This is a genomic window from Sphingopyxis sp. GW821-FHT02C12 (genome assembly GCF_059421785.1).
Genome location: NZ_JBWKVQ010000001.1, coordinates 2,078,309 through 2,100,636, shown reverse-complemented (window position 1 = coordinate 2,100,636; position 22,328 = coordinate 2,078,309). Strand labels below are relative to the sequence as shown.

24 protein-coding genes are annotated in these 22,328 nt (G+C 66.5%); 16 read left to right on the top strand and 8 right to left on the bottom strand.

Features of this window, described 5'->3' with window-relative positions; genetic code table 11:
• Window positions 1–15 precede the first annotated feature (15 nt).
• Window positions 16–444 carry a GFA family protein gene (locus AC07U1_RS10095; protein WP_495176612.1) on the bottom strand — a complete coding sequence of 143 codons (429 nt, stop codon included), beginning with the start codon at window positions 442–444 and terminating at the stop codon, window positions 16–18.
• On the bottom strand, window positions 441–899 hold the full coding sequence (locus tag AC07U1_RS10090) for a GNAT family acetyltransferase (protein ID WP_492736796.1): 459 nt from the start codon (window positions 897–899) through the stop codon (window positions 441–443). The genes AC07U1_RS10095 and AC07U1_RS10090 overlap by 4 nt, the downstream gene beginning before the upstream one ends.
• 225 nt (window positions 900–1,124) lie before the next feature.
• On the opposite strand from AC07U1_RS10090, the gene AC07U1_RS10085 reads away from it, so the two are divergent.
• Entirely contained in the window at window positions 1,125–2,456 is a 1,332-nt protein-coding gene (locus AC07U1_RS10085) for a S41 family peptidase (RefSeq protein WP_495197690.1), read from the top strand.
• A complete protein-coding gene (locus tag AC07U1_RS10080; RefSeq protein WP_495176614.1) occupies window positions 2,440–2,919 on the top strand; it encodes a MarR family winged helix-turn-helix transcriptional regulator in 480 nt (159 codons plus the stop codon). Before AC07U1_RS10085 ends, AC07U1_RS10080 begins: the two co-directional genes overlap by 17 nt.
• Here AC07U1_RS10080 and AC07U1_RS10075 read toward each other — a convergent pair whose 3' ends face one another.
• The 3 genes from AC07U1_RS10075 to AC07U1_RS10065 all read right to left on the bottom strand — a co-directional run bounded on the left by AC07U1_RS10075 (window position 2,920) and on the right by AC07U1_RS10065 (window position 5,203).
• Window positions 2,920–3,408, bottom strand: a complete 489-nt coding sequence (locus AC07U1_RS10075) for a GNAT family N-acetyltransferase (protein ID WP_495176615.1) — start codon at window positions 3,406–3,408, stop codon at window positions 2,920–2,922. It lies immediately after the preceding gene.
• Window positions 3,405–3,806: an acyl-CoA thioesterase gene (locus tag AC07U1_RS10070; RefSeq protein WP_495176616.1), complete on the bottom strand. Its 402-nt coding sequence runs from the start codon at window positions 3,804–3,806 to the stop codon at window positions 3,405–3,407. Before AC07U1_RS10070 ends, AC07U1_RS10075 begins: the two co-directional genes overlap by 4 nt.
• A gap of 146 nt (window positions 3,807–3,952) precedes the next feature.
• Window positions 3,953–5,203 carry a threonine ammonia-lyase gene (locus AC07U1_RS10065; protein WP_492736805.1) on the bottom strand — a complete coding sequence of 417 codons (1,251 nt, stop codon included), beginning with the start codon at window positions 5,201–5,203 and terminating at the stop codon, window positions 3,953–3,955.
• Window positions 5,204–5,263: 60 nt separating this feature from the next.
• On the opposite strand from AC07U1_RS10065, the gene AC07U1_RS10060 reads away from it, so the two are divergent.
• The 5 genes from AC07U1_RS10060 (at window position 5,264) to AC07U1_RS10040 (ending at window position 11,117) form a co-directional block, all read left to right on the top strand.
• Window positions 5,264–6,142 carry an NAD(P)-dependent oxidoreductase gene (locus AC07U1_RS10060; protein WP_495176617.1) on the top strand — a complete coding sequence of 293 codons (879 nt, stop codon included), beginning with the start codon at window positions 5,264–5,266 and terminating at the stop codon, window positions 6,140–6,142.
• On the top strand, window positions 6,139–7,785 hold the full coding sequence (locus AC07U1_RS10055; RefSeq protein ID WP_495176618.1) for an amidohydrolase: 1,647 nt from the start codon (window positions 6,139–6,141) through the stop codon (window positions 7,783–7,785). The genes AC07U1_RS10060 and AC07U1_RS10055 overlap by 4 nt, the downstream gene beginning before the upstream one ends.
• Before the next feature lie 4 nt (window positions 7,786–7,789).
• Window positions 7,790–8,608 carry a class I mannose-6-phosphate isomerase gene (locus AC07U1_RS10050; RefSeq protein ID WP_495176619.1) on the top strand — a complete coding sequence of 273 codons (819 nt, stop codon included), beginning with the start codon at window positions 7,790–7,792 and terminating at the stop codon, window positions 8,606–8,608.
• Window positions 8,605–9,861 (top strand): FAD-dependent oxidoreductase, encoded by a 1,257-nt coding sequence (locus AC07U1_RS10045; RefSeq protein ID WP_495176620.1) that lies wholly within the window; start codon window positions 8,605–8,607, stop codon window positions 9,859–9,861. The genes AC07U1_RS10050 and AC07U1_RS10045 overlap by 4 nt, the downstream gene beginning before the upstream one ends.
• Window positions 9,862–9,968: 107 nt before the next feature.
• The gene (locus AC07U1_RS10040; protein ID WP_495176621.1) at window positions 9,969–11,117 is read left to right on the top strand and encodes an alpha-hydroxy acid oxidase; all 1,149 of its coding nucleotides are present in this window, start codon (window positions 9,969–9,971) and stop codon (window positions 11,115–11,117) included.
• A gap of 94 nt (window positions 11,118–11,211) precedes the next feature.
• On the opposite strand, the gene creD is transcribed toward AC07U1_RS10040, so the two are convergent.
• On the bottom strand, window positions 11,212–12,693 hold the full coding sequence (gene creD / locus AC07U1_RS10035; RefSeq protein WP_495176622.1) for a cell envelope integrity protein CreD: 1,482 nt from the start codon (window positions 12,691–12,693) through the stop codon (window positions 11,212–11,214).
• Window positions 12,694–12,831: 138 nt separating this feature from the next.
• Between creD and AC07U1_RS10030 the strand changes: the two genes are divergently transcribed.
• A complete protein-coding gene (locus tag AC07U1_RS10030) occupies window positions 12,832–14,394 on the top strand; it encodes a toll/interleukin-1 receptor domain-containing protein (protein WP_495176623.1) in 1,563 nt (520 codons plus the stop codon).
• A gap of 262 nt (window positions 14,395–14,656) precedes the next feature.
• Here AC07U1_RS10030 and AC07U1_RS10025 read toward each other — a convergent pair whose 3' ends face one another.
• Together AC07U1_RS10025 and AC07U1_RS10020 are read right to left on the bottom strand one after the other, a co-directional pair.
• Complete coding sequence (locus tag AC07U1_RS10025) at window positions 14,657–15,391, bottom strand: TorF family putative porin (protein ID WP_056346198.1); 735 nt, start codon at window positions 15,389–15,391, stop codon at window positions 14,657–14,659.
• Window positions 15,392–15,621: 230 nt separating this feature from the next.
• The gene (locus tag AC07U1_RS10020) at window positions 15,622–16,350 is read right to left on the bottom strand and encodes a TorF family putative porin (protein WP_495176624.1); all 729 of its coding nucleotides are present in this window, start codon (window positions 16,348–16,350) and stop codon (window positions 15,622–15,624) included.
• 215 nt (window positions 16,351–16,565) lie between these two features.
• On the opposite strand from AC07U1_RS10020, the gene ispG reads away from it, so the two are divergent.
• Genes ispG through AC07U1_RS09980 form a run of 8 tightly spaced genes read left to right on the top strand, consistent with a single transcriptional unit; the run spans window position 16,566 to window position 22,284 of the window.
• Window positions 16,566–17,717: a flavodoxin-dependent (E)-4-hydroxy-3-methylbut-2-enyl-diphosphate synthase gene (ispG, locus tag AC07U1_RS10015; RefSeq protein WP_056346194.1), complete on the top strand. Its 1,152-nt coding sequence runs from the start codon at window positions 16,566–16,568 to the stop codon at window positions 17,715–17,717.
• Entirely contained in the window at window positions 17,714–17,989 is a 276-nt protein-coding gene (locus tag AC07U1_RS10010) for a hypothetical protein (RefSeq protein ID WP_495176625.1), read from the top strand. The genes ispG and AC07U1_RS10010 overlap by 4 nt, the downstream gene beginning before the upstream one ends.
• Before the next feature lie 14 nt (window positions 17,990–18,003).
• The gene (locus AC07U1_RS10005) at window positions 18,004–18,714 is read left to right on the top strand and encodes a polysaccharide deacetylase family protein (RefSeq protein WP_495176626.1); all 711 of its coding nucleotides are present in this window, start codon (window positions 18,004–18,006) and stop codon (window positions 18,712–18,714) included.
• Complete coding sequence (locus AC07U1_RS10000) at window positions 18,711–19,457, top strand: hypothetical protein (RefSeq protein WP_495176627.1); 747 nt, start codon at window positions 18,711–18,713, stop codon at window positions 19,455–19,457. Before AC07U1_RS10005 ends, AC07U1_RS10000 begins: the two co-directional genes overlap by 4 nt.
• Entirely contained in the window at window positions 19,454–19,885 is a 432-nt protein-coding gene (locus AC07U1_RS09995) for a hypothetical protein (RefSeq protein WP_495176628.1), read from the top strand. Before AC07U1_RS10000 ends, AC07U1_RS09995 begins: the two co-directional genes overlap by 4 nt.
• 7 nt (window positions 19,886–19,892) lie before the next feature.
• Window positions 19,893–21,647 carry a hypothetical protein gene (locus AC07U1_RS09990; protein WP_495176629.1) on the top strand — a complete coding sequence of 585 codons (1,755 nt, stop codon included), beginning with the start codon at window positions 19,893–19,895 and terminating at the stop codon, window positions 21,645–21,647.
• A gap of 30 nt (window positions 21,648–21,677) precedes the next feature.
• Complete coding sequence (locus AC07U1_RS09985; protein WP_495177464.1) at window positions 21,678–21,764, top strand: H-X9-DG-CTERM domain-containing protein; 87 nt, start codon at window positions 21,678–21,680, stop codon at window positions 21,762–21,764.
• Between the two features lie 40 nt (window positions 21,765–21,804).
• Window positions 21,805–22,284, top strand: coding sequence for a GNAT family N-acetyltransferase (locus tag AC07U1_RS09980; RefSeq protein ID WP_495176630.1), 480 nt, complete (start codon window positions 21,805–21,807; stop codon window positions 22,282–22,284).
• Window positions 22,285–22,328: the final 44 nt, after the last annotated feature.

Here is a 22,328-nt window from a genome sequence, read left to right as displayed (position 1 = left end):
GACTGAACCCGACGATCAATCGACGGGTTGGCGCGGCGGCGGGCTCAGTTCATGCGGCGTGATGCCGTCGGGAAGGGTTAGCCAGCGATGCTTGTCGCGTGTCCAGACCGATTGTTCGGGTGCCGGAAAGTCGGGGTCGGCGAAGGCCCCGGCGGCGACACCGACCAACGCCGGCATGCGCTCCGGCTCCCAGAACATATTCGATCCGCAGCGCGGGCAGAAATGGAATTTCACCGATTTTCCGCTCGCCGATGGCCGCTCGAAACTCGCCGCTTCGCCGCGTTCGACGCGAACCATGTCGCGCGCGTAAAATACCGCGATGCTGAACGCGCTCCCCGTTCGGCGCTGGCATTCGAGGCAATGGCACATCGAAACCTTGCGCGGCTCGCCGCTGCAAACCAGTTGAAGCCGCCCGCAATGGCAGGTCGCGGTGCGTGACGTCATGGCAATGCTCCGCCCTGGAGCCGTTTGCCCAGGCTCACCCGTTCTTCGATGGCATAGCCCAGCCGTTCGTAGAAGCGGACGACCGCGGCATTCGTCGCCCGGACCTGCAGATTGACCTTCGCGCATCCCAGCGCTTGCAAGGCCTGCTCGGCGTGCCGCACCAGCGCCGTTCCCACGCCGCCGCGCCGGACGCCCTGCCCCACCGCAACCGAATAAAGCCAGCCGCGATGGCCGTCATACCCGGCCATGACCGACCCGACCACCCCGCCGTCCTCGACCGCCACGAACAGCAGATCGGGTTGGAAAGCGAGCTTTTCCGGGATCGCGATTTCGGCGTGATTCCATGGCGGATCGTTCGGGAACGCCTCGTCCCACAGCGCTGACACCCCGTCGAAATCGGACGTTTCATAGGGTCGAATGTCCACCGCACGATCGCCTTTTGCTGCCAGGGCCATTCGGCATAGTGCCGCCGAAAGCGGCCCACGGCAAATATCCATCGGCAGCTCTTGTCGGGCGACGGCAGCCGGCAAAGCTCCACCCGGACAGCCGACCTCCACCGACGGCGCACAACGCCGCTGTCGATCGCCCCCGCCCTTGCTGCCGCTTACCGCCCTTCAAACCCCTTGCCTGATGCTATTATACAATATATTGCGCAATATATTGTACGAATCACATCGCAGGTGAAGAACGAGATGAAAAAGAAGCGCTGGACGATCCTTTTGGCCGCCACGACCGCATGGCTCGTCACGCCGGCCATGGCCGACGAAGCCCCGCTGACCGCCGCCGACAAACGCACGATCGTCGAACAGCTCGGCCAGACGCTGGAGGCGAATTATGTCTTTCCCGACAAGGCGAAGACGATCGCCGCGACGCTGCGTCGCAATCTCGACGCCGGCGCCTATGATGCGGCGGCCGACCGGCGCAAGCTGGCGAGCGAGCTCACCGACGACCTGATCGCCGCCAGCAACGACCTGCATTTTTCGGTCGGGGTCGATCCCGAATGGGTCGCCGACTATGCCGCAAAGCAGGACCCGGCGCGCGCCGCCGCGCTGCGCGAACAGGACCGCCGCGACGAGGCGCGAACCAATTTCGGCTTCACCGGACTGCGCTACCTCGACGGCAATATCGCCTATGTCGACCTGTTGCATTTCGCCGACCCCGAACTCGGCTACGACGCCGCCGCGGCGGCAATGCGTTTCGTCGAGAATGGCGACGCGGTGATCTATGACCTGCGCTACAACAATGGCGGTTATCTGGAGATGGCGCAGTTGCTCGCGAGCCAGCTGTTCCCCGGCGACAAGGACCAGGAGCTGTTCGATTATGATTACAACCTCGACGGTCGCCGCGTCGCGCGCGGCCAATGGGTGCTCCCCGCGCTGCCCGCCAAGCGGCTGACCGGCAAACCCGTCTATGTCCTCACCGGTTCGACCAGCTTCTCCGCCGCCGAATGGTTCGCCTATACGCTCAAGAAGCTCGGCCGCGCGACGCTGGTGGGCGAGCGCACCGCGGGCGGCGCGCATCCGGTCGACCGCAAGCCCGTCGGCACCGACTTCTTCCTGCAGGTCCCGATCGGCCAGATCCGCGACCCCGTCGATCGCGGCGATTTCGAAGGGCAGGGCGTGACCCCCGACCATCTTGTCCCCTCCGCCGACGCGCTCGCCGTCGCGCACCGCCTCGCGCTCGCCGACCTCGCCAAAGCCGATCCGGCGAAACAGGCCGACGCCGACTGGCTCGCGCCGATGCTCGCCCCGCGCCCCGCGCCGACCGCCGCAGCGCTGAAAGCGATCGCCGGCCGTTATGAAGGCCGGCGCATCGACCTGGTCGATGGTAAATTGCTCTATACCTGGCGCGAACGGCTCCGCCTCACGCTCGAACCGCTGGGCGGCGACCTGCTGGCGATCGAGGGGGTGCGCGACTTCCGCTTTCGCATCGCGCGCAAAGGCGGCAAGATCGTCGCGCTCACCCGCATCGACCGCGACGGAACGACGACCGACTATGCCCGCCTCCCCTGATACCGCGTCCGATCTCGACGACATCTCGTTCCTCGGCCGCCTCAGCGAAGCGCTGAGCACGCGCATCGAGGAACAGACGCGTCCGCTGTTCGACGCCGCCGGCATCACCGTCCCGGTGCGCTCCTGCTCGCTGCTCACCGCGCTCGGCGAGGCGGGCGAGGCGTCTGCAGCTGAACTCGCACGCACGCTTGGGCAGTCGCACCAGCTGGTGATGCAGAAATGCCCGGCGCTGCTACGCCTCGGGCTGATCACCCAGCACCCCGACCCCGGCGACGCGCGGCGCAAGATGTTTCGGCTCACCGACGCGGGCCGCGACCAGCTTGCGCGCATCGACGCCTATAGCGAGCGGATCGGCGACGTGTATCGCACGCTCTTCGAAGAGGTTGGCGATGTTCATGGCGCGATATTGAGAGCGCTGAACGCGCTCGAGGCAAGGCCGCTCAGCGAACGCGCCAAGGAATAATCACAGCGCCCGAAACATCACCAGCGCATCGACAAAGCCCAGCGCCGGATGGTCGAACGCCCCCGGCAACCGCCCGACGATGTCGAACCCCAAAGATTGCCACAGCCCGACCGCGCGGGTGTTGCTCGCGACGACGAAGTTGAACTGCATCGCACCAAAGCGCCGCGCCTTTGCCTGCTCGAACGAATGCAACGCCATCGCCCGCGCCACCCCGCGCCCGGTCGCGGCCGCGCCGGTCATATAGCCGCAATTGCAGACATGCGCCCCGCCGCCGGCCTGGTTGGCGCGGAGATAATAGGTGCCGAGGATGACGCCGTCCGCCTCGGCGACGAACACCGCCTTGTCCGCCGCGAACCAGTAAGCGAGCGCTTCGGCCTCAGGCATGTCGCGGTCGAGCGTATAGGTCTCGCCCGCGCGGATCACCGGTTCGATAATCGCCCAGATCGCCGCGGCATCGTCGGACGTGGCGGGGCGGATCGAAAGCGTCACGCTTCCGGACCGAGGAACGGCGCCACCACCTCCGCCGTCACGCGCAACGGCCGGCCGCTCGCCTTGTCGAGCAGCGCCCACACGGTGCGCGCGCGGACATGCACTTTGCCGTCGGCGCCGGTGAACTCCATATAGCGGTCGAACTTCGCGCCCTGCGGCTTGTCGGCGACCCAGGTCCGCGCGGTCACCGTCTCGCCGGGGCCGAGCGCGCGGAGGTAATCGATCTCGTGGCGCACCACGACCCAGATATAGGCGTCCTTGTGCGATTGCGGTGCCGCGGCGTCCCAATGACCCGTCGCGACCTGCTGGATCCACTGGACCCAGACGGCATTGTTGACATGGCCGAGCTCGTCGATGCTGTCGGGGGTGGCGGTGAGGGAGAGGGTGAAGGATTTCATTGGACGTGCTTAGCCTCGGCGCCTGGCGACAAAAAGCCTCGTCATTGCGAGGAGCGAAGCGACGCGGCAATCCAGAGCCTGCGTAAATCGCTCTGGATTGCTTCCCCCGGCTTTCGCCGGGGTCGCAATGACGATGGGACTGGCGGTTAAGCCAGCTCGACCGTCGTCACCATATAACCCGCATCGCGGAGCGCGGTCACCAGGCTGTCGAGATGCTCGCGGTCGCGTGCTTCGCATTCGATGTCGGTGATCAGGCCCTTCGCTGGCAAGGTGGTAAAGATGCGCTGGTGATAGATTTCGATGATGTTGACCTGCTTCTCGTCGAACAGCTTCATCACCTTGAACAGCGCGCCCGGACGGTCCTGCAAGCGAATGCGCAGCCGCGCGATCCGCCCCGAGCGCGCGAGATCGCGCAGCAGCACATTGGCGAGCAGCCGCGTGTCGATATTGCCGCCGGTCAGCACGAGGCCAACCTTGCGGCCCTTGAACTCCTCGGGATGCGCGAGCATCGCCGCGAGCCCCGCCGCGCCCGCGCCCTCGACCACCGTCTTCTCGATCTGCAGCAGCAAGCTCACCGCGCGCTCCAGATGGCGTTCCGCCACCAGCACGATATCGTCGTTGAGTTCGGCGACGAGCTTGCGCGTGTACGACCCCGGCTCCTTCACCGCGATACCCTCGGCCAGCGTGTCGCCCTCGCACGCCATGTCGACGCCGTTCAACTCGGCGTACATCGACGGATAAAGCTCCGCCTGCACGCCCACCAGGCGCATGTCGTTCTTGATCCCGCGCGCCGCGGTGCCCATGCCCGCAAGCAGCCCGCCGCCGCCGATCGGCACGATCAGCGTGTCGAGCTCGGGCACATCCTCGAGCATTTCGAGCGCGACCGTCCCCTGCCCGGCCGCGACATGCGGATGGTCGAAGGGATGGACGAAGGTCAGCCCGCGTTCCTTTTCGAGCACGCGCGCATGGGCATAAGCATCGTCGAACTTTTCGCCGTGGAGGACGATCGTCGCGCCATGGCTCGCGGTCTGCGACACCTTCACCTGCGGCGTCGTGCTCGGCATCACGATCGTCACCGGCACGCCGAGACGCTTGCCATGATAGGCTAGGCCCTGCGCATGATTGCCCGCCGACGCCGCGATCACGCCGCGCGCGCGCGCCTCGTCGTCGAGCAGCAGCAGCGCGTTGAGCGCGCCGCGCTCCTTGTAGGCCGCGGTGAATTGCAGATTTTCGAACTTCAGCCACACCTCGGCGCCGACCATTTCGGACAGCGTCTGCGAATGAAGCGTCGGCGTGCGCACGACCGCGCCGTTAATTCGCTCCGCCGCCGCGCGCACATCGTCCAATGTGATCGCCGGATAATCGGCGGCGGAGGTCAGGGTGAGTTGCTCTGTCATAACGCGGCTGGCCCTAGCCTATCTGGCGCGCCGCGCAAACCGCCGTTATGACCCCTCGCCATGAGCGAAGAAACATTGCGCATCAGCTTCATCGGGACCGGCGTCATGGGCGGACCGATGGCGGGCCATCTGGCGAAAGCCGGCCACGCCCTCACCGTCTACAACCGCACCCGCGCCAAGGCCGACGCCTGGGTCGCGCTATATGGCGGAGCGGCGGCGGCGACCCCCGCCGAAGCCGCCGAAGGCGCCGACGTCGTGCTGACCTGCGTCGGCAACGACGACGATCTGGCGCAGGTGACGCTCGGCCGCGACGGCGCCTTCCGCGCGATGCGGCGCGGGGCGCTGTTCATCGACCACACCACCGTCTCCGCCCGCATAGCGCGGCAATTGTCGGTCGAGGCCGAGGAACCCGGTCTGCTCGTCGTCGACGCGCCGGTCTCGGGCGGTGAAGCCGGCGCGCAAAACGGCACGCTGTCGATCATGTGCGGCGGCAGGAAGGCGGCGTTCGAGGCCGCGGCGCCGATCATGCAGGCTTATGCCGCGCGCATGGTCCATATCGGCGGCCCCGGCGCGGGGCAGACGACCAAGATGGTCAACCAGATCGCGATCGCCGGCGCGCTGCAGGGCGTGTCCGAAGCCTTGCGTTTCGCGCAAGCCTCGAAGCTCGACACCGACAAGGTGTTCGAGGCGGTGTCGGGCGGCGCCGCGGCGAGCTGGCAGATGCTCAACCGCTGGGGCACGATGGCGAAGGACGAATTCGACTTCGGCTTCGCCGTCGACTGGATGCGCAAGGATCTGGGGCTGGCGCTTGAGGAAGCACGCTCGAACGGCGCGACGATCCCGGTCGCAGCGATCGTCGACCAATTTTACGCCGATGTCCAAAAGGCGGGCAATGGCCGCCGCGATACCAGTTCGCTCGTGACGAGGCTGCCGAAATGAAGCGCTTCCTCCTCGCATCGCTCGCCCTCCTCCTCGCCGCCCCGGCCCACGCCGATACACTGGTCGACAATGTCAACGGCATCACGCTCGACAAGGACGGCAAGCTCGTCCGGTTCACCGGGCTCGTCATCGACAGCCAAGGCAAGGTCAAGCAGCTGCTCGACCGCAAGGACAAGCGCCCCGAACGCCCCGATTTCAAGGAAGACGGCAAGGGCAAAACGCTCATCCCCGGGCTGATCGACGCGCACGGCCATGTCATCGGCATGGGGTTCCAGCTGATGCTGCTGGACCTCAGCGAGACGAAATCGCTCGCCGAGGCGCAGACGGCGATCCGCAAATATGCCGCCGACAATCCCGAAATGCCGTGGATCATCGGATCGGGGTGGAATCAGGAGAAATGGGGCCTCGGCCGCTTCCCGACCGCCGCCGACCTCGACGCCGCGGTGCCCGACCGCGCGGTCTGGCTTTCGCGTGTCGACGGCCATGCCGGTTGGGCCAACACCGCCGCGATGAATGCGGCGAAGATCACTGCGACCAGCAAATCGCCCGCGGGCGGGCGGATCGAGATGGAGGGCGGCAAGCCCAGCGGGGTCTTCGTCGACGCCGCGATGGCGCTGGTCGACAATGCCAAGCCGAAACCGCTGGCCCGCGACGTCGACCGCGCACTCTATCTCGCGCAGCAGAAACTGCTCGAACAGGGGATCACCGCGATCGCCGACATGGGCACGACGATTGAGGAATGGCAGGCCTATCGCCGTGCCGGCGACAAGAAACAGCTCGCGGTGCGGATCATGAGCTATGGCGGCGACATCGACAATATGACGCTGATCGCGGGCGGCGAACCGACGCCCTGGCTCTATGACGACCGGCTGCGCATGGTCGGAGTGAAGCTCTATCTCGACGGTGCGCTCGGCTCGCGCGGTGCCTGGCTCAAGGCGCCCTATAGCGACGCCCCGGGGCAGAAGGGCCTGCCCCTGCTCACCCCGGCGCAGCTGCGCAACAAGATGGTGCGTGCCTCGATGGACAAGTTCCAGGTCGCGATCCACGCGATCGGCGATGCCGCCAATGCCGAAGCGCTCGACGCGATCGCCGACCTCAACGCCGATCTGCCCGGCGAGCGGCGCTGGCGCATCGAACATGCGCAGATCATCGACCCGGTCGACATTCCGCGCTTCGCGCAATTGAAGGTCATCGCCTCGATGCAGCCGGTCCACCAGACCAGCGACCGCCTGATGGCCGAGGCGCGTCTGGGTCCCGACCGGCTGAAGGGCGCCTATGCCTGGCGCAGCCTGCAGACCGCGGGCGCCCGCCTCGCCTTCGGGTCGGACGTCCCTGTCGAAAGCGCCAACCCCTTCCCCGGCATCGCCGCCGCGATCTCGCGCACCGACGCGAGCGGCCAGCCCTTCGGCGGCTGGCGCCCCGAGGAGGCGGTCAACCGCGAAACCGCGCTCGACGGCTTCACCCGCACCGCCGCTTATGCGGGCTTTGCCGAGGACCGCATCGGCACGCTGATGCCCGGCATGCGCGCCGACTTCCTGATCGTCGACAGCGACCCGATGCTCGCCAGCCCCGACGAGATCCGCCGCATGACGCCGCTCGAAACCTGGATCGGCGGCTATCGTTATTACAAGAAGGGCAACTGACGGCGTGCCAGCGACCCGCCTGATCCCGCGCCGCGTCGCCAAGCCATGGGGCCGCGACGACATCGGCCCGCTGTTCGATGCAGGCGGCGAGCGGATCGGCGAAATCTGGTTCGAACTGCCCGCGGGCTCGCCCGAACCCGCGCTGCTCGTCAAATATCTCTTCACCTCCGAAGCGCTGTCGGTGCAGGTCCACCCCGACGACGCGCAAGCGCGCGCCGCCGGCGCGCCGCAGGGCAAGGAGGAGGCATGGGTGATCCTGGACGCCGAGGATAACGCGGTGATCGGGCTCGGCCTCGAACAGCGTGTGTCACCCGATCGGCTCCGCGCTGCCGCGCTCGACGGCAGCATCGAAGACCTCATCGACTGGAAAGCCATCGCGCCGGGCGATCATTTCCACGTCACCCCCGGCACGATCCACGCGATCGGCGGCGGGCTGACGCTGATCGAGGTCCAGCAATATGCCGACATCACCTATCGCCTCTACGACTATGGCCGCCCGCGCGATCTGCATCTCGACGAAGCGATGACCTGTGCCAACGCCGGTCCCTATCTCGCCGCGAACCTGCGCACGCCGATCGCGGTCGGCATCGACCGCCTTGTCGACGGCCCGAAGTTCGTGCTGATCGATGCGCATAGCGAGGATTTCGGCGCGCTGCCCCAACTCGGCGCCCATGGCCCTATCTGGTTCATCCCCATCGACGGCGGCGGCACGGTCGGCGCCGGTCCATGGCAGCCCGGCGAATGCTGGTTGCTCGACGACATCGCCGATCTGGCGACGCTCGGCGGCGCCGGCCGCGCGCTGATCGCCTGGGCGACGCGATGACGACGCGCCGCGCCCTCCTCACCGGCCTCGCCGCGCTGCCCGTGGCGACCGCCGCGGCGGCGGCCGAGCGCAAGGAGCGCCGTTCGAAAAAGCGGAAGGACGCCAAACCGACCGTCCAGCATGTCGATGTCGCGGTGATCGGGGCCGGGGTGTTCGGCGCCTGGACCGCCTGGCACCTGCTGCGCGCGGGCAAGTCGGTGCGGCTGTTCGACGCCTATGGCGCCGCCAATGCGCGCGCCTCGTCGGCGGGCGAAAGCCGCGTCATCCGCATGGGCTATGGCGCCGACACCATCTATTCCGAGATGGCGCGCGAATCGCTGCCCTATTGGAAGACGCTGTCCGACAGCGCGAGCGCGCCGATCTTCCACAACACCGGCGTGCTCTGGTTCGCGCCGCAGGGCGACGCCTATACCGCGCAGTCGCTCGCCTGGCTCCAGGCGAACCGCATCGGCCACGAACAGGGCGACGTGAGCTGGCTCCAAAATAAATATCGCCAGATCCAGTTCTACCAGGGCGAAACCGGCATCCTCGAAACCGAAACCGGCGCGCTGATCGCCGCACGCGGCGTGCAGGAAGTGATCGCCGACGCACAGATTACGGTCGAACCCGTCGTCATGCCCGCGCCGCTCTTGTCGAAGAAGATCCAGCGCCACACGCTGCCCGACGGCGGCACCGCCGACCATCTCGTCTATGCCTGCGGACCCTGGCTCGCCGAAATCTTCCCGCAGCATCTGATGGGCAAGATCGTCGCAACGCGGCAGGAAGTCTATCATTTCGGCGCGCCGCAGGGCGACACCCGCTTCGCCCCGCCGAACCTGCCGGTGTGGGCCGATTTCAACAACGGCCGTATCGTCTATGGCATCCCCGACCTCGAAGGCGCGGGGTTCAAGATCGCGATCGACGTGCATGGTCCGGTGGTCGACCCCGACACGCAGGAGCGCGCCCTCACCCCCGCGGGCATCGCCGAGGCGCGCGCCTATGTCGCGCGCCGCTTCCCCGGTCTCGCGACCGCGCCGCTGATCGGCGGGCGCGTCTGCCAATATGAGAACAGTTCGAACGGCGACTATCTGATCGACCGCTTCCCCGGCCAGCCGCATGTCTGGCTTGTCGGCGGCGGCTCGGGGCACGGTTTCAAGAACGGCCCCGCGGTGGGCAAGCGCGTCGCCGCGCATATCCTCGACGAAAACCTGCCCATCGAACCGCGCTTCAGCTTCGCGACCAAGGGCACCGTCGCGGCGCGGACGGTTTTCTAAACTTCGTCATTGCGAGGAGCGCAGCGACGCGGCAATCCAGAGCCTGCGTAAAACCGCCCTGGATTGCTTCGCTATGCTCGCAATGACGGGGTAAGAGCGGGGCCGAAATGAAACTCACCGACTGCCACAATATCGACGATTTCCGCGCCCTCGCGAAGCGGCGCCTGCCCTGGCCGGTGTTCGACTATATCGACGGCGCCGCCGACGACGAGGTCACCCGCCGCCGCAATCGCGCCGCCTTCGACGATTGCGACCTCATCCCCCGCGTGCTCGCAGGGGTGGAGAGCATCGACATGCGCACCACCCTGTTCGGACGCGAGATGGCGATGCCGCTCTTCCTTTCACCCACCGCGCTCCAGCGCCTTTTCCACTGGCAGGGCGAGCGCGCGGTGCTGCGCGCCGCGGCGAACGCCGGCACCGTCGCGGGGATCAGCAGCCTCGCGACGATCGGCCTCGCAGAGGCCGGCGCGCTCACCGACGGCCCGAAGCTCTTCCAGCTTTATGTCCACCACGACGAAGGCCTCAACACCGCGATGCTCGACGCCGCGCGCGCCGCGAAATTCGATGCGGTCGCGCTCACCGTCGACACGATCGTCGGGGGCAATCGTGAACGCTGCCTGCGCTCGGGCTTCACCTCGCCGCCGCGCTTCACGGCGCGCAACATGCTCTCCTATGCGATCAAGCCCGGCTGGGGCCTCAACTATGTGCTGCGCGAGAAATTCAGCCTGCCCAACCTGGCGACGCATGTCTCCGAAGGGTCGAGCGTGCCCAAATCGGTCGCCGAATATTTCACCTCGATGCTCGACCAGAGCCTCGACTGGAAGCGCGCCGAGGCGATCCGCAAACAATGGGACGGCCCCTTCTGTTTGAAGGGCATCGTCGCGGTCGAGGATGCGCGCCGCGCGGTCGACATCGGCGCGAGTGCGATCATGGTGTCGAACCATGGCGGGCGCCAGCTCGACGGCAGCCGCGCACCCTTCGACGCGCTCGCCGAGATCGTCGACGCGGTCGGCGACAGGATCGAGGTGATCTGCGACGGCGGCATCACGCGCGGGACGCATGTGCTCAAGGCGCTGTCGGTCGGTGCCAAGGCCTGCTCGGGCGGGCGCCTCTACCTCTATGCGCTTGCAGCGGCGGGCGAGAAAGGCGTCACCCGCGCGATCGCCCTGCTTCGCGCCGAGATGGAACGCGGGATGAAGCTGATGGGGGCGAAAACCCTCGCCGACCTGTCACGCGACAACCTGCGCTGGCGGTAACCCGGCTCGTCATTGCGAGGAACGAAGCGACGCGGCAATCCAGAGCAGGCATAAACCGCCCTGGATTGCTTCGCTTCGCTCGCAATGACGAGGTTTAAGCCGCCACCTCGCTCTTCTTCCCGACCCCACCCCAGTCGATATTCCGCGTCATGTACATCACCCCCGCGAGCGCGAAGAACATCAGCACCGACCCGATCAGCAGCGAATAGGCCTCAAGGTTGAGCAGCACATAGAGCAGCGCATAAAGCCCGAGCAGCATCGCCGCGAGGAAGCGCGCGCGTTTCCAGCTCTTGAGCACCGCCGCGCTATACGCCGCCAGCAACCCGATGATCGCGCCCGCCGCCAGCAGATAGGCGAACAGGAAACCGATCACCTCGGCGAAGGCCAGCAGCAGCACGAAGAACAACACGAGCGCCACACCGGTCAGCAGATATTCGGCCGCCGCGACGCGCGCACCGGCGATGACATCGAACATCAGGAAGGCCACGAAGGTGAAACCGATGAACAGGAAACCATATTTGATGCTGCGATCGACCTGGCTGTAGAGGTCGACGGGTTCGATCAGGGTGATCGCGATCGCCTTGGCGGTACCGCCCGACGCCTCGCTCGCGCCGTCGGCGGCCGCCGCAACGGCTTCGACCGCAGCGGTTTCGACATATTGGTCGCGCCCGCCGCCATAACTCACCTGCGGCGCCGACAGATCGCCGGTCAGCACCTGCGCCTGTCCGAGCGCGAGGTTCGGAATCGCATAGGTCGCGGTGAAGCCGCTCCCCGTCACACTGCGCGTCGCAGGCAGGAAATCGCCGCCGAAGCTGGGGTTCGGCCAACTCGACTTGACCGTCCAGCGCGTATCGACCCCGCGCGGGACCAGCCGGAAATCGCCGAGGCCGCGCACCCCGATCTTGTAATCGACCTTCATCGGCGCGCCGCCGGTCCAGTCGACGAAGGCGAAGGTTCCCGAATTGCCGGTCGAGAGCAGCCCCTTGCCGGGCTGCAGCGGCACTGCGGTGCCGTTCACCGCCAGGCTGTTGCCGTCGACGAGGCCGCGCGCGTCGCTGACGCCGAGCCGCAGTTCGGCGCGGTCGAGCAACAGCGCCTCGCGCGCGGCGCCATAGCGCGCGATGTCGGCGGGCAGCACGAAATCGGCGCTCCCCGAAATCTGGCTTTCATAGACGACGGTCTCGTAAATCGCCTTCTTGCGTTTCTCGGGCTTGATGACGACGTCGGCCTTGTTCGCCTGCGGCGAGAGATAGAGGTTTCGAAGAACGGTCACCGACCGCGTCACATCGCGGCCATTTTCGGTCACCGTCTGTGTCTCGGTCGCCCGATAGGGGATGACGATCACCGGCCCGGCGATCGTCTGTTGCCCGCCCCAGCCCTGCCCGATCGACGCCTGCGCGGTCTGCGCCTGTTCCTGTCGGTCCCACAGCAGCCCATAGACCATCAGCAGCGGCACCATCAGCGCGACCGCGATGAGCACCGCGATCACCAGCTTCACGCCCGGCGAGCGTTCGCCCTTTTCGCGGGGCGGATTGGGGGATGACGGGACGGGCGGAACGGACGCGGCTTGGGGCATGGGGGACTCCTCTCGCTCAACTCGTCGCTGGAAATAAACGGTTCATCGACAGCGTCAAGCGACTTGCGATGTGTCGCGGGAATGCTATCGCTGCATCGGGGTATCGCGACGCACGGGGGACAGAAGGTTGCGACGACCATGACTGCGCAAGAGGGGGACGCGTCGAACGAGCGCCCCTACGACATCTTCGTCAGCTACAGCCGCGCCGATGCGGACAAGGCGATGCAACTGCGCGACCTGCTGCTCGCGCGCGGCCATCATGTGTTTTTCGACGCCGAGGGGATCGACGCCGGCGCCGAATTTCCCGACGTCATCGACCGCGCCGTCAAGGGCGCCGGGGTCGTGCTCGGCTGCTGGACCCCCGCCGCGATCCAGCGCCGCTGGGTGCGCATCGAAAGCCGCATCGGGCTCGACCGTGGTTCGCTCGTCGCGATCGCGCTCGACAAGATCGATCCCGAGGCGCTGCCCGCCGAATTCTATAACGTCAACGTCCTCGACATGTCGGGCTTCGACGGCAGCGAGGCGCATCCGGCGTGGCAGCGCGTGCTGACCGCGATCGACCGGCGGCTGAAGAAGACCGGCGCCGCGCCGCCAACCGACGACATCCGTCCCGCCGGCCCGCAGAAGCGCCGCTTCTCGCCGCTCGCACTCGGCGGCGCGGCCGCGCTCGCGATCGCCACGGTCGGTGGCGGCGGCTGGTATTTTGCCGGGAGCGGCCCATCCTTCGACCAGACCGCCACCGCCGCGAGCTTCGACAAGACGGTCAAGACCACCGAACCCGTCATGGCCAACGCGCTGGTCAGCGCGCTGAACGACGTCGAGACCACCAACAACGGCAAGGTCTTCTGGGCGCTCGCCCAGCTCATCGCGGTCGAAAAATCGCCAAGCACCGAGGAACTCGCGCGCTTCGAGGCGGCGGTGACCAAATTCCTCGGCGGCCCCTGCCATTGCGTGATGGTCGAGGGTGCGCCCTTCACCATCGTCTCGACCTGGACGCTGACCGCTTATGGCGTGATGGACCGCGCGCCCCCTGCACCGGTGGTCGACGCGCTGCTCGCCGCGCAAAATCGCGAAGGCTGGTGGTCGAGCACGATGGACGCCGCTGACCGCCCCGACAATGCCGCCACTTATATCACCGCGCTGTCGGTCATCGCGCTGCGCGACATCGACCCGGTGCTGAAGGCCGATCCGGCGTTGCAGGCGAAGGCCAGGGCGGCGCGCGCCCGCGCGGTCGAATGGCTCAAGAAGCGTCGTCCGCGCGCCGGGGTCAACTGGTCCGACTATCCCGACAACAGCCTGCGCACCGAGGCGCCGTCGGTGTCGGCGATGGCGACGCTCGCGCTGCTGCCCGAGGTTGGCGCGGGCGAGGCGAAGGAGATCGCGGAAACCTATGTCGCGGGGATCGACAAGCTGTCGCCGGTCGACCAGAATATCTCGAACGATGTCAACGTCATCCGCGCCGGCGGCGACACCTATGTCGACACCTATCGCCACGTCCCCTTCGGCTGGGAGGTCTATGCGCTGGGGAAAAGCTATCCGCTGTTGAGCGGCGAGGCCGCGACCAAGGCGGCGAGCCTGCTCGATCAGGCGAAGGCGGTCAGCCTCTCCGACCCCAAGCTCGCACGCCAGGACTGGATGCTCGCCGAACAATTCCTCGGCCTGCGCGGCGCCCGCGACGCGCTGGCGGCGAAGAAGCCTTAGCCTGGAAGCACCGACCGGTCCGGGGTGGCTTCCCCTGACCGCCCACTCTTCCGTTCGTGTCGAGCGAAGTCGAGACACCCATTGGTAGCGCACGTCTTCGGGGTGTCTCGACTTCGCTCGACACGAACGGGGTTTATATGGCGGCTTGCCCATTTCCGCCCATTGTCACCCCAAACAGAAAAAGGCCGGCGACCGCCGGCCCTTTCCGTCGAGAGAGAAAAGGGAGGCGGCCTCCCCCCAGAGGCCGCCTCCGGGTCCGGCGTCAGAAAGAGGCGCCGAGCGAGAAGAGAACCGCACCGTCGGCACCCACGGCTTCCTTGTAGCCAAGGGTCTTGGGAGCGTCGGTGTTGACGTATGAAATGCCGAGCGTCAGCATCTTCCAGGTGAAGTCGACCCCGACCGAATAGTCGAACACTTCGCCGTCGAGCCCGCCGAGGAAGCTGTCGCTCTTGGCATAGCCGAGATGGCCCTTCAGCTTGATCGGGGTATCGGGGATCGCGACGCCGACATCGCTGTACAGATAGATGCCGCTGGCGTCGCCGAGCGAATCCTGGCCGCCGGGCGCCCAGGCGACGCCGCCCTTGATCGACGCCGGGCCGACGGTGCCGGTCAGCGACGCATAGGGTTCGATCACAGTGGTGTTGCCGACGCCGGGATAGAGATAGAGCGTCGCGCCGATGTCGCCGACGAGGCCCGAGGTCAGTTCGGTCGAATAGCCGCCATAGACGTCGATTTCGGTGCCGTTGTTAAAGCCGATGCTCGAACCCCAGGTGCCGACATAGAGGCCGCTTTCATGCGTGATCGTGAAAGTGCCCTGGATAGCCGCTTCTTCGTTCGACTGGCTGAAACCGCGGAAACGATAGTCGCTGACCACCGTTGCACCACCGGTGATGGTGATGCCGTCGGTGTCTTCTTCTGCGTCCTGGGCGTAGGCGGCCTGCGGAACGGCAACGGCGGCGAGAAGCATGCCGAGGCATGCGCGGGAGAGTTTCTTCATGGACAGATCCCCAAATGGAAAAACGGATCGTCCCTGCCTGCTGCGTGACAGCCAGCCTCTGTATCGGGCCGGTCCGGTCATGCGTGCGTCTCTTTTGGGCAAGTTGCTGCGCCGCACAATCGAAAAAGTTACCGCTCCTGTCTTAAAAAGGGTCGATGTGACAATTATGCAACAATTACCTTGCGTCGGACCGGTTTCACCCGAAACAATATTACGTCGGCCAGAATGAGCTAGAAGGAGAAACCGAGCGAAGCGACGACCGTCGCGTCATAGCGCCGGTCGATCGCCTTCACCCCGGTCTTGCGCACATCGGTGTCGACATATTTCAGCCCGAGGGTGAAGCGGTCGAAGGTCGCACTCGCGCCGAGCGACCAGTCGCGATAATCGCCCCCGGGCGCCAGCGCACCGTCGCTATGACCGACGCTGGCCTTCAACGTCACCGGCGTGTTCGGAATGCCCGACGACAGGCCGAGCCTCAGATAGAGATTGTCCGCATCGCCGAGCGCCGCCTGGTCCCAGGCATAAGCCACCGTTCCCGTCGCCTCGACCGGCCCCAGCATATAGGACAAGCGCGCACTCGCTTCGCCGAAATCGCTCGGTCCAAAAGCCTTGTCGCCGTCGGGATGCCAATAATAGGTAGCCCCCAGGTCGAGCCGCGTGCCCGACGCGATCTCGGTCTCATAGCCGCCATAAAGCTGCGCCTCGACATCGCCCCGCGCCGGCCCGGCATCGATATTCGATCCCCAGGCACCGAGGTAGAAGCCGCTGTCGTGGGTGACCGTGATCGTCGGCTGCACCGCGACGTCCTTGTCCGACAGCGAGAGGCCGCGGAAGCGATAGTCCGACACCAGATCGACCCCGCCCGACACCGACAGCGCGCTCGACGGCGGGTCGGTGATCTCCTGCGCGGTGGCGGGAACGGCGAACAGGAGCGCCGGGACGGCAAGCAGGCGAAGCATGGAAAATCCTTGGGGTGTTTGGGGGGAGCGCGACCTTGGCGGCGTGCGATGGCCGACGCAACCTAATCCGTCGCCCCCGCGCAGGCGGGGCCGCAATCGGCCTTGCGCTACTCCTCCAGCGGCCCTCGCCTGCGCGGGGGCGACGATGAATAGAAAGCTTCATCCCGCCACAATCCTGCTCTAAAGACCTCCCACCCCCTCCCGAGGACCGAAGAATGAGCGATCACAACCCCGGCCTGCGCCCCTGGCGCGACATCGCGCGGCGCACCAGCCGCCAGATCATGGTCGGCACCGTCCCCGTCGGCGGCGGCGCGCCGATCACGGTGCAGACGATGACCAACACGCTGACCAGCGACGCGGTCGCGACGATCGACCAGATCCGCCGCTGCGAAGAGGCCGGCGCCGACCTGATCCGCGTCTCCTGCCCCGACACCGATTCGACCGCCGCGCTCGGCAAGATCGTCCGCGCCGCGCGCGTGCCGATCATCGCCGACATTCATTTCCACTATAAGCGCGCCTTGGAAGCCGCCGACGCCGGCGCCGCGTGCCTGCGCATCAACCCCGGCAACATCGGCAGCAGCGAACGCGTCGGCGAGGTCGTCCGCGCCGCCAAGGCCAATGGCTGCGCGATCCGCATCGGGGTCAACGCCGGCAGCCTCGAAAAGGATCTGCTCGAAAAATATGGCGAGCCCTGCCCCGAGGCGCTGACCGAAAGCGCGCTCGACCATATCAAGCTGCTCCAGGACCATGATTTTCACGAATACAAGGTCGCGGTGAAGGCGAGCGACGTCTTCCTCGCCGTCGCCGCCTACATGCAGCTCGCCGATGCGGTCGACTGCCCGCTGCACCTCGGCATCACCGAGGCGGGCGGCCTAATCGGCGGCACCGTCAAGTCGGCGCTCGGCATCGGCAATCTGCTCTGGGCCGGCATCGGCGACACGATCCGCGTCAGCCTCTCGGCCGAACCCGAGGAGGAAGTGCGCGTCGGATACGAGATCCTGAAATCCTTGGGCTTGCGCACCCGCGGCGTCCGCGTGGTGTCGTGCCCCAGCTGCGCGCGGCAGGGCTTCGACGTCATCCGCACCGTCCAGGCGCTCGAAGAGGCGCTCGGCCACATCAAGACCCCGATGTCGCTCTCGGTCCTCGGCTGCGTCGTCAACGGCCCCGGCGAGGCGCGCGAGACCGACATCGGCATCACCGGCGGCGGCAACGGCAAGCATATGGTCTATCTCTCGGGCGTCACCGACCATCATGTCCAGGATGCCGACATGATCGCGCATGTCGTGAAGCTCGTCGAAGCCAAGGCCGCCGAGATCGACGCGGGCAGCGCGGTGAGCATGGACACCCTCCACGGCAAGGCCGCGTGAAGGCGAAGACCGGCATCGTCATCGAACCTCCGGTCGCCCGCAAGGCGGCCGCCGCCGGCGCGACGGCGACCGGCGCCGCAGCGCTCGGCGCGGGCCATATCGCCGCGCTCGCGATCGGTGCCTTCGCGCTCGGCGCCTTCGCGGTAGGCGCGCTCGCCATCGGCCGCCTCCGCATCGGCAAGGCGCGCATCCGCAAACTGCACATCGACGAGCTGGAGGTCGGCAAGATCGTCCGGCTCGGCGACGATGTGGGGCGGCCAGGGCGCGAATGAGAAGAGCGGGCAGCGTGCGGCGACCGCTCCGGATCGCTCTCCTCGCCGTCCTCCTCATCCTCGTCACCGTCCTTTGGCGCATCACCAAGCTGCCCTGCTGGCAGATGGTCGGCGAGGTCACCTGCCGCATCGAGACCGGCGAGAAGATCGTCGCCCTGTCCTTCGACGACGGCCCGACGCCCGAGGGGGTCGATGCGGTCATCGACGAACTGGCGAAGCGCCGGGTCCATGCGACCTTCTTCCTCATCGGCAGCAAGATGGCGCGCTACCCCGAACAGGCGAAGCGCCTGCTCGCCGCGGGGCACGAACTCGGCAACCACAGCTGGTCGCACAAGCGGATGATCGGGCGGTCGCAGGCGTTTTACCGCGAAGAGATCGCGCGCACCGACGCGCTGCTGCGCGCTGCCGGAGTGGCGCATCCGACCTTGTTCCGCCCACCCTTCGGCCGCCGCCTCGCCGGCCTGCCGCTCGCGGTCGAGCAGGAAGGGTATCGCAGCATCACCTGGGACGTCGCCGACGACGCGGTGCACAACATCACGCCCGAAACCTATGCCCGCGACATCGTGTCGCGCGCACGGCCGGGGTCGATCATCCTGATCCATCCGATGTACCGCGGCAACAGGGTCGAACGTGCCGCGGTGCCGCTGGTCCTCGACGGACTCGCTGCCAAAGGCTATCGCATCGTCACGGTCGGCGAATTGCTGAAGGGGGAACAGCCCGAATGACCACCGCATCCAAGGCCATGACGATCCTTCGCACGATCCTCTCCGCCGTCGCCCAATATCTCACGCTCAGCGCCAGCCTGTTCTGGGTCGGCCCGATCGTCGTCGCACTCGTCGTCGTTCCCGAATTCGCGCAGCATGTCGCCGAAATCCACCTCGGCATGTTCGACAGCGTCGCCGCCGCGAAGCTCGCCGGCAACGATCCGCTGCGCTGGGCCTTCGGCTATGCGAAGATCGCCGGACTCGTCCTGACCTTCATCGCCTCGGCGCGCTTCTGGTGGTGCCGCGCGCACGGCGGGCGCTGGTACGATATTCGCCGGCTCGCATGGGTACGGTTGGTGATCGGTTTTGTGCTGTTCATGGCGATCGGATCGATCGGCGAGCTTTTTGCGCTGATCGCCGACCGGAAAGCGCCGGTCGCGGTCTCGATCGTCTTCAGTCTGCTCTCGCTGCCCTTCCTGTTCGTGATGCTCGCGGGGCTGTTCGGCGACCGTGTCACCCCGATGAAGGCGCTGATCGCCAAAAGCTGGCCGTGGCTCCTGTTGCTCGCCTTGCTCTTGCCGCTCCTCTTCGCGCCGCTATCGTGGCTGCACGGGATGAACCACAAATGGGCGCTCGGCGCGCCCGATGCCATGGTCTGGGCGCTGATGATCTTCGACTCGCTCGTCGTCGGGCTGATGGCGTCGTCGGTCGGCGCGGCGCTGTTCGTCGCCTACGATCGGTTTCACCGGGAGAATGCCTCATGACGGATGCAAAGCTCGACGCGCTAGACCGTCTCGCCCAGCTGCTCCTGCTGGTCGCGGCGGTCACCACCATCGCCAACGGCCTCTTCATGCTGGCTAGGCCGCTCGACTGGTATGTGTTCGTGCCCACCGTCGTCACCACCGGCCCGCCGAACCAGCATTTCATCCGCGACATCGGCCTCGCTTATATCGGCTCGGGCCTGATCCTGCTCTACGCGACCGCCAGCCCGATCCGCCGCTGGCGCGCCGCGATCGTCGGCGGGCTGTGGCTCGCGCTCCACGGCGCGCTCCACATCTATGAGGTTGCGGCGGGCATCTGCGGCCCCGCGACCTTCTGGGCCGACGCCCCGGCGGTGATCGGCCAGCCCGCACTCGTCATCGCCGCGCTCGCGATCCTCGCCGCACGCGGGCGGATCGGGCGCGGCGTTTGACAGGTGCATGACGAACGTCCTTCGCCTCATCCTTCTCTTTCTATTGTCGACGACGCTCGCTCCCGTCGCTGCAGCACAGGGCGACGAGAACCTCGACAAGCGCAGCTTCACCTGCCCGCTCGGCGGCAAGACGTTCACGCAAGAGGTCGGTTATTCGGCCTTTCCGCTGATCACCCTGCCCGATGGCAGCTGGCTCGGCGATGCGCTGATGGATGTGCAGATTCCAGTCTGTCCCGACAATGGCCTCGTCATCCTGCCCGACTATGCGGCGATGGAAGCGAGCGACGAGCAGCGCATGACCTATGGCGATTACAGCGTCGCCGAACGCGCGCGGCTTCCCGGGCTGATCGCCGACCCCGCCTATCTTGCGCTCAAATCCGAAAATCGCCACGCTCAGGCCTATTGGCTCGCGACGAAGCTCGGCCGCCCTGCCTCGACGCGCTTCCATCTGCTCCAGCGTTCGACCTGGGCGACGATCGACCCGATGCTGCGCAAACGCCGCGTCGAGCAATTCGCCGCCGATGGCCCGGCGCTGATCGATGCGATGGACGAATCCGACGCCAAATTACTGGGACTGCGCCTCTATATCGTCAACGGCCTGCGCGAATTGGGCCGTTTTGACGACGCGCTGACGCTGCTCGACGCAATCGAGGGCAGCTTTCCCGGAGAAGGCGACGACCGCTACGCCGAGGCAGCCATCGCGGCGAGCCAGATGCGAAGGACGCTGGCCCACAGGGACGATGACCGCTATCCCGTCGATCTGCTCGACGACCGGATGGCGAACGACAAATGTTCGGCCACCATCCAGTATCCACCCTATGATCAGCGCACCGCCAAGACGGGAGAAGCCTGCAAACGCCGCGCCGCCGCAGCGACGAAAAACGAAATACTCAACGCTGCGTTGGCAGACCTTCGTGACGACCCCGCCCGGCTCGACACATTATGCGGCGCGACCGCAAAAGAAGATCAGAGCGAGGCGCTCTCCATCGCCTGCTTCGAGGCTCAGTGGAACCGTGATCGAATGATTGGCCGGGATATGGCAATGCACGGCGCAATCCTTGCGCCGCAATGCGAAGCGACACCCGAAACCGACCGTGAAGGTGCACTGGCCCACGCCTGCATCGCCTATGACGTGGCTATCGAATCGCAGCTCGCTAAACTGCTCACCGACGATGATGAAGGCTATCGTGTCCTTTGCAATGGCGATGGCGGCCAAGAGATTCCGGAACGCCTCCGCCGCGTCTCGGGTGCTTGCCTTAGCGCACAGTCGTACCGGCACGACCGCAGCATCGAAGCCATGCTTACCGATCCCGCGGTCATCGACGCACGCTGCACCGCAGTCCCCGAGGATTCCAGATCATCCGATCTGGCTGACGCCTGCAGCCGCCGATCGCGGCAGAAGTTCACCGAGCGGCTCGAACTGTTGATGGCGGACGACACAGCCTATCGGCGCGAATGCGCACGTTTCGGCGACAAGCCGCGTGACCTGTTCGCTATGGACAACCCGAGCGAGGACGAAGTCGCTTGCGACTTGGCGCGCTATCACCGCATGGCGGACAAGGGTGACCTCGCCGGCTGGACCGCCGAGGCCGCAATCGGCGACGAGGTGATAGATCTCGACGATGCCTCGGCTGGGGATATGGACTATTTTTCCGACGGCTCCGAACTCAGCATCGCCGCACGCGACGCCGCCACGGCGATTATCGCCAGAGCGAAAGCCGAAAACACCTATCCGCGCCGGCCGAAGGGACAGCGCGACTGACCCCGGGCTTGCGTCGCCGAAACATCGCGCCTGTGCACCGGCGGCATCAATGCCGTGTTCGCCGACGGATCGGTCCGGTCGGCCAACGCGCCCGCGAAGAGCGGCAACGGTGGCTGAAGGGTTTGACAGGCGCGGGCCCGCCCGACACAGGGGGGCGATGACCCTCGCCATCCGCCCCGCCGCAGCCGCCGACCTGCCGCTCATCGCGCAGTTCATTCGCGACCTCGCCGATTATGAAAAGCTCGCGCATGAGGTGCGCTTCGACGAGGCAGCGTTCGGCGACCGGCTGTTCGGCGCACGACCCTATGCCGAGGTGGTGATCGGCGAGATCGACGGGGCGCCGCAGGGCTTCGCGCTCTTCTTCCACAATTTTTCGACCTTCGAGGGCAAGCCGGGGATCTATCTCGAGGATCTGTTCGTCCGCCCCGCCGCGCGCGGATCGGGGCTCGGCAAGGCGCTGCTCGCGCATCTCGCGAAGCTCTGCGTGGAGCGCGACTGCGCGCGGCTCGAATGGTCGGTGCTCGACTGGAACGCCCCCGCGATCGGTTTCTACCGGAGCCTCGATGCGAAGCTGATGGACGAATGGACCGTGATGCGCGTCGACGGCGACGCGCTGACCAGGCTGGCACGCAGCTAACTCCCCTCCCTGCAAGGGAGGGGTTGGGGGTGGGTCGCGAGCAA

What these genes read in the sequence shown, in the direction of transcription:
- AC07U1_RS10095 (WP_495176612.1), bottom strand. Translation starts at nt 444, where the DNA reads ATGACGTCACGCACCGCGACCTGCCATTGCGGGCGGCTTCAACTGGTT.
- AC07U1_RS10090 (WP_492736796.1), bottom strand. Translation starts at nt 899, where the DNA reads ATGGCCCTGGCAGCAAAAGGCGATCGTGCGGTGGACATTCGACCCTAT.
- AC07U1_RS10080 (WP_495176614.1), top strand. Translation starts at nt 2,440, where the DNA reads ATGCCCGCCTCCCCTGATACCGCGTCCGATCTCGACGACATCTCGTTC.
- AC07U1_RS10070 (WP_495176616.1), bottom strand. Translation starts at nt 3,806, where the DNA reads ATGAAATCCTTCACCCTCTCCCTCACCGCCACCCCCGACAGCATCGAC.
- AC07U1_RS10065 (WP_492736805.1), bottom strand. Translation starts at nt 5,203, where the DNA reads ATGACAGAGCAACTCACCCTGACCTCCGCCGCCGATTATCCGGCGATC.
- AC07U1_RS10060 (WP_495176617.1), top strand. Translation starts at nt 5,264, where the DNA reads ATGAGCGAAGAAACATTGCGCATCAGCTTCATCGGGACCGGCGTCATG.
- AC07U1_RS10055 (WP_495176618.1), top strand. Translation starts at nt 6,139, where the DNA reads ATGAAGCGCTTCCTCCTCGCATCGCTCGCCCTCCTCCTCGCCGCCCCG.
- AC07U1_RS10045 (WP_495176620.1), top strand. Translation starts at nt 8,605, where the DNA reads ATGACGACGCGCCGCGCCCTCCTCACCGGCCTCGCCGCGCTGCCCGTG.
- AC07U1_RS10040 (WP_495176621.1), top strand. Translation starts at nt 9,969, where the DNA reads ATGAAACTCACCGACTGCCACAATATCGACGATTTCCGCGCCCTCGCG.
- creD (WP_495176622.1), bottom strand. Translation starts at nt 12,693, where the DNA reads ATGCCCCAAGCCGCGTCCGTTCCGCCCGTCCCGTCATCCCCCAATCCG.
- AC07U1_RS10030 (WP_495176623.1), top strand. Translation starts at nt 12,832, where the DNA reads ATGACTGCGCAAGAGGGGGACGCGTCGAACGAGCGCCCCTACGACATC.
- AC07U1_RS10025 (WP_056346198.1), bottom strand. Translation starts at nt 15,391, where the DNA reads ATGAAGAAACTCTCCCGCGCATGCCTCGGCATGCTTCTCGCCGCCGTT.
- AC07U1_RS10020 (WP_495176624.1), bottom strand. Translation starts at nt 16,350, where the DNA reads ATGCTTCGCCTGCTTGCCGTCCCGGCGCTCCTGTTCGCCGTTCCCGCC.
- ispG (WP_056346194.1), top strand. Translation starts at nt 16,566, where the DNA reads ATGAGCGATCACAACCCCGGCCTGCGCCCCTGGCGCGACATCGCGCGG.
- AC07U1_RS10000 (WP_495176627.1), top strand. Translation starts at nt 18,711, where the DNA reads ATGACCACCGCATCCAAGGCCATGACGATCCTTCGCACGATCCTCTCC.
- AC07U1_RS09995 (WP_495176628.1), top strand. Translation starts at nt 19,454, where the DNA reads ATGACGGATGCAAAGCTCGACGCGCTAGACCGTCTCGCCCAGCTGCTC.
- AC07U1_RS09990 (WP_495176629.1), top strand. Translation starts at nt 19,893, where the DNA reads ATGACGAACGTCCTTCGCCTCATCCTTCTCTTTCTATTGTCGACGACG.
- AC07U1_RS09980 (WP_495176630.1), top strand. Translation starts at nt 21,805, where the DNA reads ATGACCCTCGCCATCCGCCCCGCCGCAGCCGCCGACCTGCCGCTCATC.